Here is a 12943-nt window from a genome sequence, read left to right as displayed (position 1 = left end):
ACGGGACACAAACAAGGCCTTTCGTCTCCCTTTCTGAGCGATTGCCCTGGCCAGGCAAGAGAGGACGGCAATTGTCTCCCTCTTCGCCTCTACCCAGATGTTTTGCGGTCCCGCCTGGCTGAGGTAAAAAGTGGCCTTGCGGTCCCGCCTGGCTGGGGCAAAAAGCGGTCCTCTACGCTTCGGGGCGGGAGACGAACCGACGCCCGTTTGGGGCACGGTGTGGTGGCGATCCACTCTGGATCATACTGGATAATCAACACCCTTGGTAAAATATGTTTCAAGAGGTAAGCATAGTTTAAGAACCTGCGTGTGAACACAGCTTTTTTTATTCATTTACTAACGGAATACGTTATTAAAGGGGAGGAGTAGTATGAACAAACAGCTATTATTAGAGGAAGTTTGCGAGAAATGTCCGGGAACGGGTTGGGGAAGAACGACAAGATGCCAGATTCATGGGGAGCATATCGGCAAGGTGCAGGGGTGTCACCAGTGGGAAGAATACGAGGCTTCGCAGATGAAAAGCCAGACAGGACAGGCTCTATTCCCTGATTTGGAGCCTGCACTGGAAGCGGTACAGCGTGCGGATCAGGATTTGCGGGATTATCGCTGGATGATAGAAAGCATTGCGTCTTTAAAAAGCAGGGAGGAGGAAGATAAGCAGTATCCAAGAGAATGGCTGGAAGACATGATTAAAGGAGGAACATCGCAATACGGTATTGAGGCGTCATTGCCGAAGGCACAGGGCGTACATTCGGATGTAACGTTCAGAGAAGCGAGGAAATTGTTGCGAAACTGGGAGCGTATAAAGCGTTATGAATGTAAGGTGAAGAAGCTGGAAGCAGCCGTAGCCGCGCTACAGGATGAGCGGGAGCGGGCAGTTGCGGAAGGAATGCTGGACGGTATGAAGATGTATGAGATCGCACAGCAGCTCCGGGTAAGCCGTCAGACGGTGGATACGATTCGTCGAGCGATGGTACGCAATCTGGCATGGAATATGTATGAAGATGAGATGAGGGAAGGCCTGCCGGCATAGTGGCAGGCTTTTTTGACGTAAAGGAAAAGGCACGGGTATGATCCATGAATGAGCTGCTTTACATTTTAGACATTCCTTTACACTTTGGGCGTTTTTTGTGAGAAGAAGTTGCCGCGTGGTATGCTGGACGCAAGGAAAGATAAGCGAAAGGAGGTGATTCGGATGAGGGATATCGGGAAGAAAATATGGGCCGAGATTATAAATCAGATATATCCTGACCTCCCTGTTAGCTGGGAGGGGGATGTATGGCAAGCGGGTCAGCTTATGCGGCCCAGCGCCTTTATTGAGGCCGACCTCGTATCTGAAAAAATACATACGGGGCAATCCATTCGTATGGTGGAGGATGTAAGGCTTGTTTTTCATTATGAATATGAGCGGATTGATGAACAGGAGAGGGGGGAGCCAATACCGTTTGATTTGGCTCCCTTCTTCATGTATTTACGTCAGAAGCGGTACTGTGTGGCGTCGAAACTATTTGAAACGATGCTAGTAATCGAGCCACCCCGAACGCAGGAGAAGCGCGATCGGATAGAAGTGATGTTCCGGTATTCCTACCTGCTGCATGTTCCTAAGCCGACTGCGGAGGATGGAACAGAAAGAATGAAAATTAACGATTTCTATGTTGAAGTCAATGGAAAGGAGGTGAAAGCGTGAGTGAGAAACGTATGCGCAAGTCCCCGGCTACAGCCATTCAAAGGGAAGTAAACAAGCGAAAAAAATCCGAATGGATTGAGAGCGCATGGCCCGTATTCAAAGCAGAACGCTTTGAGATGGCCGGCGCTCTTTTTGATTGCGAAGCGAATGCAGAGCTAACCAAGCAGGAAGTAAAACAAAAACTGGATGCCTACCTGCATCCAAAGGAGGATAAAAATGTCAATTCAACGAATTAGATCAGGAGCATATGTGGACCTTCTGGCCAAAGCAAAAGCACGGGTTTTACCGACTGCTGGCCGCGTACTTGTTCCTTATCAGGCGGAATGGGGACAACCAAATTTTGCAGTCGATATGGCCGACACAACCGAACGCTTGCATGAAACCGGATTGCTGGTAGATACAGTTGAATTAGCGGCCGAGAATGGCGCTACTGTGGTCGGCTATCGCGTAACGAATGAGCAGGAAAAGGCTGCTGCTCATGAAGTAGCGGATAGCTATACTGTACAGGCCAAGTACCCGGGAAAACGCGGCGAAGACTTCGAATATATGATTCGCCCAAGCCTTGTCGATGCGGCGAAAAAAGAAATCATCATCCGCGATACAAAGATGATTTACGATACAGAGACGTATCTTGTAGCCGATAAGGATGAAGCGGAAGAAAAATTGAAGAAATCGAGTATGGTTCGATTCAAAAACAACGGAAGCACTCCATTGGAAGACATTGCTTATACAGCCTTGACCGGAGCTGTGTCTGGAACAGCGACGATTACCGCTGGCGAGTGGAGTCGTATCTTTAACCGGATAGATGGGCTTGAATTTGATGTGTTTTATCTGCCTTCTGCGGACCCTGCCGTTCAGGCTGCGTGCAAGCAATGGCTGCTGGACAGGCGGAACAAGGCACGCAAGCTGGCGCAACTCGTTGTAGCCGGAGATGCTGCGAAGGACAGCGACATTGAAGCGCATAACGAGCGTTCCCGTGCCTTGAATGCCCGATTCATTATTAACAATTCCATCGCCGGTCAGCATGTGAATGGAAAGGAGTATAATTCCATTCAGTGGGCAGCCTGGGTAGCAGGCCTTGTAGCAGGCACACCGGCCAACAAATCGTTCACCGGCATTAAGGTTCCACTGAAGCTGGCCAAGGTAGATTGGGGCCATAGCGAAGTGATGAAGGGACTGGCCGAAGGAACGCTTATGGCGACACGTGATGGATACGACTATATTATCGAATCTGCGGTAAACACGTTGACGACGCTCGGTTCGGGTGAAAGAGAAGATTTCGGGAAAATCCGTGTATCGATGACCATCGATCAAATTTTGAATGACATTTACTCGGTCGGTAAACGGTACCGGGCACAGCTGGATAACGATCCGGATGGTCGGGCGATCTTTATTGGCGCAGTGACAGAATATCTGAAAATCCGTGCGCAGCAAAAAGCAATTGCGACAGATTATAAATTTGAGGAGCATCCGGTGAAAGAAAGCGACTTTGATTTTGCTTATTTCAAGCTTTTGGCGAAGCCGCTTGATGCGATAGAAGCATTCTTTATTGATTGGGAGGTGGCGTAATCGATGGAACGTGAACTGATTGGCCGTAATCTATCGGTACAGGACGACAATGGAGATCCGATTCAGACGATTAAGGAGATTGAAGTAATCTTAAAGCCGGAAACACTGGATATTATTCGAGCAAGACGAATGGCGAAGACAAAGCAGATTGTTGGCTATGAAATTCCGGTGAAGATTGTCATGTCGAAGCTGGAATCACGCCTTCGTTACCGTATGCTTGAGTTGTTCAAGCAAGGAAAAACGATGTTTCTGGACCGCATTACCGGTTCTCTGGAGGATATGATGACCGGAAATACGGAGCGTGTGCTCATTACCGGCATTCATATTCATAATGATATTGATATTCTGGTAGCGAAAATCGATGAAAATAAAGGCATTGACATTACATTGAGCGGAACGGCGACAGATTTCGATTTTGTCGGCAAGTTCCCCGAATATATGGCGTAAGAAAGTGGGAGAGGGCGTACAGCCCTCTTTTTACTTTAATAAATCCAAAGCAATGATTTTAAGGAGGAAAAAGCGATGAGCGATAAATTACAAAAGTATTTGGAAAGAGCGAAGGGCGGACGACGTGATCAGATTATTAAGGTGAAATCAGATGGGGAAAATTGGTCTGTACGTCGACTAACTACGATGGAAGTGCGCCGAGCGATTGAACTGGCCATGGAAGAGGACGGCACACCGAAAGAAACGTACAACGAAATTGATGTCATGATCGTCAAAGCGACCGAGCATGAATTCGACTGGAATAACGCCGAGCTGTTAAAGGCATACAATTGCGTTGAGAAGTTCGAGCTGCCACCGCGCCTGTTGGATAACCCCGATGATTACGCCGCACTAAGCAAGGCGGTCCGTAACTTCACCGATACGAAGGAGGCGTTACTGAAGGAGGGAAAGATCTCGTCAGAAGAGACGCCGAAGCAAGCTGGATAGCTTTCATGTGGATTAATCGCCATCGGCTGCCTGAAGAAATACTGGAATACGAGGTAGATCGGGAGCGCCAGAAGTTTTTCTGTATGGCGGCTGAAATGATCGCAGAGGAAGAAATGAAGCGTACCATGCGGGAATAGAGGATAGGATGCTATCCATGGCGTTCTTTTCTATGAAAGTCGAGGTGAAAGGATGGGAGCTTCTGTTACCGTTAGCTTCTCCGGTGAAGAGAAGCTGTCTCCGGCTTTAGCGGAGATTGCCGCACAGGCAAAAGCTGTTGGACGTGAATTCAGCGCCGCAGCTTCAGAGATGGAGAAGTGGAAAGGGAAAGACTTAGGGATCGAGCTGGTCGTTAGCCGTACGCGCCGCGATGTATCTGATCTTCGCTCTGAGCTTCAGCAGATGGATGAAATGGCTGTTACTCTCTCCGTTAATGTTAAAGATGAGGAAGCGAAAAGTAAAATTGAAAAAATCCGCGAAGGTCTGGTTTCTCTTAAAGATACTTCTAAAGAAATCGTTTCATGGATTGGCGGCGGAACGTTGTTCGAAGATATGGTATCTACAGGGCAGGCGACTGCACGATACCAGGCATTGACCAACAAAGACGATAAACAAGTAAAACAAGAGGTGGACGCTCTTACTTTAATCGATCCGAGCAAAAAAAAATCCGAAGTTATTGACTTGCTTAGGACAGCTGAAATGAGCAGTCCGGGCCACGGCAAGGACATTACAGAGCAGGCTCTAAAGCTTAATATGATTCGTCCGATCAAGGATGGGGCAGCGGGATATCAAAAAACTTTGCTGGCTATGCAAGATTCTATGCCCAATTTTAAAGAGACCAAAAAGTTTGGCGATTCTCTGAACTACATTATGGGCAACACAAAAAATATTAAAGACGATACGCTTGCATCAATTATGGATTCCAGTCCTAAAGTTTCCAAATTCATCGATTCTCCAGAAAAACTAGCCGCTCTCGTGAAAGAGACAGATATTCTTTCATCTGCAGATAAAGGTCAAAACGCATTAAAGGAAAGAACACTTGCCCTTCATAAGGATGGGGGTCTGGAAAGTGTCATTGAGAGTGCATATAGGGCACAGGGAGAAGAGAAGGCGAAAGAAAAGGCGGCTGAGCAAGCAAAGCTAATCGCCGGTCGCATGTCATCTGGGAGCGAAACTGAACGCCAGCTTGCGACCAGTACAATGCTGCAAATATTCAGTGGTGTAGAGAATGAGCAAAAACGACAGGACATTATGAAAGAATTTGGTACTGGCCCTGATGGGGAAAAGGGTATGCCCAACAATTTTTTTGAAGCCACAAAGAAAATTAGCACTCCCGAAGAACACAAGGAAAAGCTTGACCAGACGTATCAAAAAGTAAATGAAAATAATCCGTGGAGCGATTTTCTGAACGCGAAAAAGACGTTGAATGATGCACTCATCGAGCTGGGTAATACAATTGCGAAGGACATAACGCCTGTCTTTAAACTGCTGGCTGAAGCGGCTGGCTGGATTAAACAGAAAATGGACAACATGTCCACGCTGGGCTCTCTCGCCGTAGCAACTACGGGAATTGTCGGGACCGGATTAGCAATTGGCGGAGTGAAAAAAGGAGCTAAAACTGTCAATGAAGCGTTCTGGGGAGGGGTAGGTAAACTGGCTACCTGGCGACCCAAGAGGAAAAAGGGGAAAGGTGATACAGCAGAACCACCCCGTCGTCGTTTTACATTAAAAGGTAGTAAAAATGGAAGCTCTGATTCTATTCGTCCCCTGTCTTCCATGACTGTCAGTGCTGCCCGTGTATTCGTTAATGGGCCAGTTTCCGGTGGCGGTGGCAGTGGTGGCATAAGTACGGGCGACCGAAGAGGAAGAAAACCCGGCAAGGGTGGACGAGTAACGAGCGCAAGGGATGAATTGACCAGAAGGAAAAAGGGCAATGAAGACCATAGCCTGTCACATCGTACAAAAACGGTTCCGCGGGATAAAGCAAAAGATGTGATAGAACAAAATCGACCTAAGAAGCCGTCAGAATCACCAAAAAAGGGATTTTGGGCTCGAACGAAAGACGCCTTGTTCACAGGGACGAAAGGACTGGCAAAAGGCGCAGGTATTGTAGGTGCGGTTGCAAGTGCTGGAGCAGGAGCATATGGATTGTATCAAGCATCAAAAGAAGTTGGATTGAGACAAGCTATTTCAACAGGTGGTGGCGCTGTCGTAGGTGGCGTTGCTGGTGGTGCTATTGGCGGGGCAATCGGTTCGCTTGCGGGGCCATTTGGTACGGCTGCAGGAGCAGCAGTCGGTAACTATATTGGTGACAAGATCGGCAGTCTCGCAGATAGCAGTGGATTAACTGCGAAAGCTGTTGATGCGGTTGTATCTTTGAAAGATAAAGCAGCCAATTTTTTTGGCTTATCCAAAAAAGAAGAGACAGCAAAGAAAGAGGTACAAAACGCAGTTGCAAGCAAGCCTTCGCCGCCTCCCGCTCCTGTTGTTCCCATCTCGCCACAGGTAAAAGAGAGCTTTAAAGGAACTTTTAGTTCTTTAAAGACTTCTATGAAACAAAAAGGAATCGAGATGGATTTTTCCCTTTTCCAAAAAACCGGCAAAGGGGTACAGAACACCTTTAACAAAATGAAGTCCAGCGTTATGGGATGGTGGAAAGGCTCAAATACGAAGAAGGCGCAAGGGGACATCCATGCTGTAGGCTCTGCCACGCAGAAAACGAATGCACAAGCAAAGCAGCTCGGTACTATAGCGGCCCGGAGCACACAGGAAATTTCTGCTGGCGCGAAGAAAGCCGGACAAAGCTTTGCAGGTGTTAGTACATCAGCAAAGGGTGCGGCTAACCAAACGAAGCAGCACCTAGAGTCATTAAAGAATATTTCGAGTCAGGGAAGCAGTTGGGGGAGTAATTTGATTTCTATGCTCGCTTCCGGTATTCGTAGTCAGTTCCCGCTGTTAAGTGCTGTTGTTTCCGGTGCGGCAGGAATTTTTAAGAAATACCTTGGATTTAGCTCTCCAACGAAGGAAGGTCCGGCCAGCAAATCAGATCGATGGGCAGGCAATTTCATGTCGATGTTTGCGGGAGGATTGGATGCAGGCCCTGTTAGACAGAAGATGAATCTCATTGCAGGTGCAATGAATCGCCCGCTTCGTGGACGAGCTGCCATTGATGTATTGCCACGCAGTCAAGCAACGGAAGGCGGTAGAATACCGGTCGCTGCCCGGATGATGAAACAAGCCACTCGTTCTACGGGCGGTGTTATTATTCAGAACATGACGATGGACTTTGGTGAAATGGCCAAGCAGGTCAAAGATTTCCCTGCTTTTGCGAAAATGATGACCAGTCCGGAAGGTCGTGCCCTTATGCGTAGAGTGCTCGGGGAAGAGCTTCATAAAGCAATAGAGAATGGAGGGTAATGCATGCTGGCGTTAGCGCAAGCCAATAACCGGTTTACTTTCCCTCTGACGCCGGAGGAAATTCAGATTCAATCCGGTAATGAAGTTGAAACCTTCACTGTTATTACCGGGGAGGAACGTACAGGCAAACCCGTTTCCAAAGCGAAGCGGGTTTCTTTTACAGCTATTTTTCCGCGTTTCTGGCAGGAAATGTGGGAAACCGGTACCGAAACGATTAAATACCAATCACCGGAGCAAGCGTTGAAGCTGCTGGAACAATGGAAGCTAAAGCCTGTCGTCGTTATATTTGATACGCTGTTCAGTCAAACGATGTGGATGGAAAACATGGAGCCAAGCTATAAAAACGGTCAGGCGAATCTTTATATTAATTTTACTTTCGTAGAGTACAAGCCAATAAAGATCGTGTCCTATTCCAACACGAAGCAGCTTCTAAAGCCGGGACTCATCATTACGAAGCCGGCAGTTAGCCGTGCAAATACGACCAATAAGGAGTCGAGCAAAAAACAAAACAAGGGCGGAAAAGGCGGGACAAGTAAGGATACAGCCCAGCAAAGGCAGCGAATCGAGACGAAGAATCGCAGCGTGAAGGGAGGAAGGAAATAGATGGAGACGTTTGCTGTCGTATATGGAAAGCAAAATGTCCGACATACCCTCACAGAAGCGCTGGTTGATCTTTCATGGTCGTCTAATCGGGATGAGATTATTCGCAACATGACGGTACGGTTGCGCAATGCCCCGCCCGTTGAACAGGCAGGCATGCTGATGTGTTTCGCAAAGCGGACGCAGGAACAGCTTCTGCACCATAAAAATCAATTCTTTCATGGCCCGATTATTAGCTATGAAGAAGATGAATTTACGAACGAATGGCAATTGGAAGGACGGGAGCTTGGATGGTACCTGGCTAAAAATAAAGGCACCCGTCCCTATCTCAAAGGCGAGGCAGGTGCAGAACTGCAAAAGTACATCCAAAGTACCGGGGTCGACTTCCGATGCCCGGCACTCGGCTTTTCCATCGATGAACGGTACGGAACGATGGCCCACTCCGAGGTTATTCTGGATGTACTGCACAAAGCGTATGAACATACCGGCTACCGTTTTTATCTGGAATATTTTCGCACAGACCAGAGCTATTATATTGTCGTCGCCCGCGAAGGAACGAACACCCGGGTTCCTGTCTTCATTCGGGAGCAAATGGAATCGAGCAGCCGGGGCTCTTCTATTGAAGACACATATACAGTCATTACGGCACAAAAATGGAAGGATGACAAGATAGCATCTTCCGTAACAAAATCGAATGCCGGAGCCATTACTAATCTGGGGCGGATGGAAGAAATCATCGAGGTAGAGGAAAAAGAAGATCCGGCGACCATCGCCACACAGAAGCTTGTCGAGCTATCAAATCCGAAGCTAACGAGGAAAATAACCGTGAAACATGAGGACCCTACGCTCTGCGGACTGCGCGCCGGATGGCTTGTTTTGATTCAGGAGGCTGAATACAAATCGAAATGGATCGTGGTCAGCGAGCAGACCTCCTTCAAAAACGGAATGTATACCGTGCAGCTTGATTTGGAAAGGCGGCAGTAGACATGCTGAGAGAAGCATTAAATTTATGGAAAGATAGGATATCAGGTCATATTGATGCCAGGGATACGGAGCGGGCAACGCTGCTTAGTTGGCCCAGCAAACCACAAATACAGGTGGACGGCGACCCGGTACCATATGAATACGACAAGCTTATCTTTGCCGAATATCTACAAGATCGGAAGGTTGAGGCATACTTTGAGATTGGGCAGTACATGGAAGGAGAAGAAGCAAAAGGGAGTGTGACAGGCGTTCTATCGAATGGTGTGGAGTATGAAAGCGGAGCGGAATATAAACAAGTGCCTCGTTCTTCTTTGCAGGGCGTTATCGTCATTCCTAGTCCATTGCAGGTGGGCGACCGTCTGATCGTCTCCCGGCTGACCGGCCAACGGTATTATGTACATGGAAAGGACGTGAGACCAGATGGCGGATGAACCAGCCTCTTTGTTTCCTGATATGGATTTTAGTGATATAGAAGACATCGGGAACATCGAAGGGATTCCATCTGAAAAGAAATGGACGTATGTTATTGACTTTGAGAAACGGTGCCTCGTACTGGAGGATGATGGTCGCCCCAGGAAAACAAAAACTTATAAAGAATACGTAATCCAGACAGCGATGCGCATTCTTAATACAGAACGCTTCCAATATGTCATTTTTGATGAGGCGATTGGCGTAGAAAAATCGGAATGGCCGGCATGGGAAGATATTGAAATCAAGCGTGATGCCGAAGAGGCGTTGGAAGCGCATTCAGAGATTGAAAAGGCAGAAGTGCTGCATATGGAACGAATTGAAAATAAACTGCGGATGGGCATACGAATAGTCGGGGTATCCGCAACCGTAGAGGTGGAGGTGAAATGGCCGAATGAAGCTGGATGACAAGCTGCTAATTATGATCGAAGACCCGGATTACATTTATGAACGCTGCGCAAACCGTGTCAAACATGAGATGCCTACGGAACAAGGGGAGTATTTCTATACGATGGGCTATCCCTTTTGCCAGGAGTTCTCTGAGCAGCAGCAATTATTGGAATATGCCTGGATTCAGGGCTGGCCGTTATGGGCAGATGGTGAATTCCTGGATTGGCACGGGCAAAAGGAATTTATCCGGCTTCCGCGACTGGAAGGCGAGAGCGACGATTCGTACCGGGAGCGGATACTGAACCGGACTCAGGAGGAGGAAGGTAGCGGGCGTGCCAAAGATTACGAACGGCTGGCCCGAAATGCCGGAGCGGGTTCTGCCAAGGCAATCGAGCATTTACGCAATGATTTAAGCATTGATATTTTTATCACGGATTGGGAAGGCCAACCCGCTTCCCGGATTTTATGCGATGCTGTGCGGGCAGCAATCGAAAAAGAACGGGAGGCGCTGCATGATGTTGGGGTGCTTCCGGCTACGATACATCATGTTGTAGTAGCGGCACGGCTCATTCTTTCGCCTGATGCTAACCTGGAAGACACGGAAGCTAAAATCGTAGAAAACCTGAACGCCTATATTAAGAAAAATGAGGTGCTACGCTATCAGGTTATTGCCAATTTAATGTTTGTACCTGGAGTGGAAGATATCATGGATTACACCCTTAACGGAGGCACGGACAATATTGTGACGCCGGATGGTGCGGTTAATGTGCTGGATTGGAGTCCGCCAGTATGACAGTATTAGTACCTTTAAAGTACCGGAAGCGCATCCCGCCCATTCATTATGAAGATAAGCATGCAGCCTTGCTGTTTCAGGCGCTGGATGCAGAATTCGCCTTGCATCAATCCCGCATAGAGGATATGCGCGATCAGTTTTTTATCCATAAAGCCACATGGGGCCTTGCTGTATGGGAGAAGTTATTCGGCCTGCCGATTGGCGTAGGGACATATGAAGAACGACGGCTAAAAGTATTTGAGAAATACTATGCCAGGCTGCCGTTCACGCCGTCTGTGCTGCTCGCTTTGGCGAATCATGTCTCGCAATTGAAAAATGCACAAGTCGAAGAGGTGTTTGACCAAAAAATCATTCGGTTCATTTTTCAGTTGGAAGATGCCGTTGATGTTACACACCTGTACAAAACATTCATGAAAATGCGGCGGGTGCATGTGCATGGCTTCTCAATTGCTACAAACGCAGACGAGACGATAGAAATAGACGAACGAATCACCTGTAACCTCCGCCGTTATCATACTGTGGAGGAGTTTCAAGTAGGGATGACGCCCCTAAAATACGAAGATGAGGTGACGCTAGAATGAACACAGCCTATCTGGAACGAACCGCACAGGATTTATGTATGCGGGCATCGACCATCGTTCTGAACGGTGAACAAACCGTACCCATTCAATCCATTCAGAGGACAGGAAATCAAGTAGTGATTGTGACGCAAGGTATATCGGGTCTCAATAAAATAATGTCTTTACGATTGTTAGATGAGAACGGCAACATGATTACAGAAAGGGAAGCGAATTTTGCTGTAGTGGAGAGCCAACAAGCAGAGTTTACTTTTCGTTTCGTAATAAAAGGAGGGAAAGGCAATGGCGTTTGAACCCAAGCTTGACTGGACGCCGAAAACGCCGGTCACTGAAACAGAAATTATCCGCTGGGAAAAAGGCATTTATGATGCACACGTTTTGCTGAGTCTGCATACCGCTGCCATTGCTTCTTTGCAAATTGATGTTAAGGCGGTAAAGGATGCGCTGTTTAATAATTTTACGGATAATGTGTTTACCGAGAATCTGGATACGCTGACCGATGTGCAGGTTATTAGCGGCTGGTATGACGAGGGAAATAAGAGGCTGGTGGTATAGATGGAAAGGTTGTATCAAGTTAGTGGTTGCTCAATGGAGCCAACGCTACGGAATGGGCAGATTGTCGAGGTGGTGGAAGGCTACAGGGACGGTGATGTTGTTGTTGCTGAGCATGAAGGGCGGTTAGTAGTGAAACGATTAGTCGGGGATAGGCTGCTGGGAGATAACCGGGCGCTGTCTGCCGACTTTTTTGTTGCTGATGTACGTATCCTTGGGCGAGCGGAGGTTCGGACAAAGGAGGAACTGGAAGAGAGAGGGGTACAGCTTGATAATCTCCATTTTGGTAAGGTATTAGCAGCAACATTATATAATGACGATTCGCCTTGGGAATTTGTAAAAAAAGATTGGTATTCGGTAGTTAGTAACAGACTATTTACTTCTTACTCATTCGATCCTTTATTAAATCATTATAATCCAGCAGGAAAAGCTAAGTCTTGGAATACAAGTAATGGATTAGATGCAGGGGAAGTTGCTTATCAAGTAGGGGATAATACTACCAGTATTATGAAATACGAAGCGATAGAGCAAGGGTCTCCTTATTACAACATTTATCAGAAGAACGCTAGTAAAAATTCAGTTCAGATGGGACCTGAGTGGGAAATTGTTTATAAAAGGGCGCAACCTCCTAGCACAGCAACCTTAGATTTAAAGCCATATCTAGCTGATACGGCTTATGAATACCGAGCTTACGCTTCAATCTCCGGGTTGAAATATTATTATAGTCAGTGGGGTTTAGGGGAGCCTGACATACCTACTACACCACAACTAATAAATGAAATACCAAATGCAAATGTAGTAGCAGGGATTAGAAATGATACAAATGTAACCATTACGTATTACATCGGAAAAAAGAAGAAAAATTCAAATCCAACTCTGACACTTTCTACTCAAAATAATCACGCATTATTCGAAGGAAGTGTCCTTTCGATTACTGGTAGCGCATCAGATGCCGACAACGGTGATGTATTAACC

At 47.2% G+C, this 12943-nt stretch carries 18 protein-coding genes; all 18 read left to right on the top strand.

The window, feature by feature from the left end; all coding sequences use genetic code 11:
• Positions 1-288, top strand: a 288-nt coding sequence (locus HMPREF0083_RS28970; protein ID WP_209421073.1) for a hypothetical protein, incomplete at its 5' end; no start/stop codon positions are given.
• 82 nt (positions 289-370) lie between these two features.
• Positions 371-1033 carry a LuxR C-terminal-related transcriptional regulator gene (locus HMPREF0083_RS04775; RefSeq protein ID WP_021619952.1) on the top strand — a complete coding sequence of 221 codons (663 nt, stop codon included), beginning with the start codon at positions 371-373 and terminating at the stop codon, positions 1031-1033.
• A 162-nt stretch (positions 1034-1195) separates the two neighbouring features.
• Positions 1196-1687, top strand: coding sequence for a hypothetical protein (locus tag HMPREF0083_RS04770; RefSeq protein WP_040301510.1), 492 nt, complete (start codon positions 1196-1198; stop codon positions 1685-1687).
• Positions 1684-1923, top strand: coding sequence for a YqzN/YkzM domain-containing protein (locus HMPREF0083_RS04765; RefSeq protein WP_021619950.1), 240 nt, complete (start codon positions 1684-1686; stop codon positions 1921-1923). Before HMPREF0083_RS04770 ends, HMPREF0083_RS04765 begins: the two co-directional genes overlap by 4 nt.
• Positions 1904-3256 carry a phage tail sheath subtilisin-like domain-containing protein gene (locus HMPREF0083_RS04760; RefSeq protein WP_021619949.1) on the top strand — a complete coding sequence of 451 codons (1353 nt, stop codon included), beginning with the start codon at positions 1904-1906 and terminating at the stop codon, positions 3254-3256. Before HMPREF0083_RS04765 ends, HMPREF0083_RS04760 begins: the two co-directional genes overlap by 20 nt.
• A gap of 3 nt (positions 3257-3259) precedes the next feature.
• Entirely contained in the window at positions 3260-3703 is a 444-nt protein-coding gene (locus HMPREF0083_RS04755; RefSeq protein WP_021619948.1) for a phage tail tube protein, read from the top strand.
• 75 nt (positions 3704-3778) lie between these two features.
• Complete coding sequence (locus HMPREF0083_RS04750) at positions 3779-4189, top strand: phage XkdN-like protein (protein WP_021619947.1); 411 nt, start codon at positions 3779-3781, stop codon at positions 4187-4189.
• Positions 4190-4194: 5 nt separating this feature from the next.
• On the top strand, positions 4195-4326 hold the full coding sequence (locus HMPREF0083_RS29695; protein WP_021619946.1) for a hypothetical protein: 132 nt from the start codon (positions 4195-4197) through the stop codon (positions 4324-4326).
• Positions 4327-4378: 52 nt separating this feature from the next.
• Complete coding sequence (locus tag HMPREF0083_RS04745; RefSeq protein WP_021619945.1) at positions 4379-7603, top strand: hypothetical protein; 3225 nt, start codon at positions 4379-4381, stop codon at positions 7601-7603.
• Between the two features lie 3 nt (positions 7604-7606).
• A complete protein-coding gene (locus HMPREF0083_RS04740) occupies positions 7607-8206 on the top strand; it encodes a hypothetical protein (RefSeq protein ID WP_021619944.1) in 600 nt (199 codons plus the stop codon).
• Positions 8207-9187: an XkdQ/YqbQ family protein gene (locus tag HMPREF0083_RS04735; protein ID WP_021619943.1), complete on the top strand. Its 981-nt coding sequence runs from the start codon at positions 8207-8209 to the stop codon at positions 9185-9187.
• A gap of 2 nt (positions 9188-9189) precedes the next feature.
• Positions 9190-9618, top strand: a complete 429-nt coding sequence (locus HMPREF0083_RS04730; RefSeq protein WP_021619942.1) for a hypothetical protein — start codon at positions 9190-9192, stop codon at positions 9616-9618.
• Positions 9608-10063 carry a DUF2634 domain-containing protein gene (locus HMPREF0083_RS04725; protein WP_021619941.1) on the top strand — a complete coding sequence of 152 codons (456 nt, stop codon included), beginning with the start codon at positions 9608-9610 and terminating at the stop codon, positions 10061-10063. The genes HMPREF0083_RS04730 and HMPREF0083_RS04725 overlap by 11 nt, the downstream gene beginning before the upstream one ends.
• A complete protein-coding gene (locus HMPREF0083_RS04720) occupies positions 10050-10838 on the top strand; it encodes a baseplate J/gp47 family protein (protein ID WP_021619940.1) in 789 nt (262 codons plus the stop codon). Before HMPREF0083_RS04725 ends, HMPREF0083_RS04720 begins: the two co-directional genes overlap by 14 nt.
• Entirely contained in the window at positions 10835-11419 is a 585-nt protein-coding gene (locus HMPREF0083_RS26170) for a putative phage tail protein (protein WP_021619939.1), read from the top strand. The genes HMPREF0083_RS04720 and HMPREF0083_RS26170 overlap by 4 nt, the downstream gene beginning before the upstream one ends.
• Positions 11416-11709, top strand: a complete 294-nt coding sequence (locus HMPREF0083_RS04710) for a hypothetical protein (RefSeq protein ID WP_021619938.1) — start codon at positions 11416-11418, stop codon at positions 11707-11709. Before HMPREF0083_RS26170 ends, HMPREF0083_RS04710 begins: the two co-directional genes overlap by 4 nt.
• A complete protein-coding gene (locus HMPREF0083_RS04705; RefSeq protein WP_021619937.1) occupies positions 11699-11971 on the top strand; it encodes a hypothetical protein in 273 nt (90 codons plus the stop codon). The genes HMPREF0083_RS04710 and HMPREF0083_RS04705 overlap by 11 nt, the downstream gene beginning before the upstream one ends.
• The coding region (locus HMPREF0083_RS04700; protein ID WP_021619936.1) for a S24/S26 family peptidase at positions 11972-12943 on the top strand (972 nt) is incomplete at its 3' end.

This window comes from Aneurinibacillus aneurinilyticus ATCC 12856 (genome assembly GCF_000466385.1).
Taxonomy (GTDB): domain Bacteria; phylum Bacillota; class Bacilli; order Aneurinibacillales; family Aneurinibacillaceae; genus Aneurinibacillus; species Aneurinibacillus aneurinilyticus.
Note: the sequence above shows the minus strand (reverse complement) of the source record. Positions and strands in the feature narration are given on the sequence as shown.

Excerpts from the sequence above, each read along its gene's own strand:
- HMPREF0083_RS04775 (WP_021619952.1), top strand. The coding sequence starts at position 371 with ATGAACAAACAGCTATTATTAGAGGAAGTTTGCGAGAAATGTCCGGGA.
- HMPREF0083_RS04770 (WP_040301510.1), top strand. The coding sequence starts at position 1,196 with ATGAGGGATATCGGGAAGAAAATATGGGCCGAGATTATAAATCAGATA.
- HMPREF0083_RS04760 (WP_021619949.1), top strand. The coding sequence starts at position 1,904 with ATGTCAATTCAACGAATTAGATCAGGAGCATATGTGGACCTTCTGGCC.
- HMPREF0083_RS04755 (WP_021619948.1), top strand. The coding sequence starts at position 3,260 with ATGGAACGTGAACTGATTGGCCGTAATCTATCGGTACAGGACGACAAT.
- HMPREF0083_RS04750 (WP_021619947.1), top strand. The coding sequence starts at position 3,779 with ATGAGCGATAAATTACAAAAGTATTTGGAAAGAGCGAAGGGCGGACGA.
- HMPREF0083_RS29695 (WP_021619946.1), top strand. The coding sequence starts at position 4,195 with ATGTGGATTAATCGCCATCGGCTGCCTGAAGAAATACTGGAATACGAG.
- HMPREF0083_RS04745 (WP_021619945.1), top strand. The coding sequence starts at position 4,379 with ATGGGAGCTTCTGTTACCGTTAGCTTCTCCGGTGAAGAGAAGCTGTCT.
- HMPREF0083_RS04740 (WP_021619944.1), top strand. The coding sequence starts at position 7,607 with ATGCTGGCGTTAGCGCAAGCCAATAACCGGTTTACTTTCCCTCTGACG.
- HMPREF0083_RS04735 (WP_021619943.1), top strand. The coding sequence starts at position 8,207 with ATGGAGACGTTTGCTGTCGTATATGGAAAGCAAAATGTCCGACATACC.
- HMPREF0083_RS04730 (WP_021619942.1), top strand. The coding sequence starts at position 9,190 with ATGCTGAGAGAAGCATTAAATTTATGGAAAGATAGGATATCAGGTCAT.
- HMPREF0083_RS04725 (WP_021619941.1), top strand. The coding sequence starts at position 9,608 with ATGGCGGATGAACCAGCCTCTTTGTTTCCTGATATGGATTTTAGTGAT.
- HMPREF0083_RS04720 (WP_021619940.1), top strand. The coding sequence starts at position 10,050 with ATGAAGCTGGATGACAAGCTGCTAATTATGATCGAAGACCCGGATTAC.
- HMPREF0083_RS26170 (WP_021619939.1), top strand. The coding sequence starts at position 10,835 with ATGACAGTATTAGTACCTTTAAAGTACCGGAAGCGCATCCCGCCCATT.
- HMPREF0083_RS04710 (WP_021619938.1), top strand. The coding sequence starts at position 11,416 with ATGAACACAGCCTATCTGGAACGAACCGCACAGGATTTATGTATGCGG.
- HMPREF0083_RS04705 (WP_021619937.1), top strand. The coding sequence starts at position 11,699 with ATGGCGTTTGAACCCAAGCTTGACTGGACGCCGAAAACGCCGGTCACT.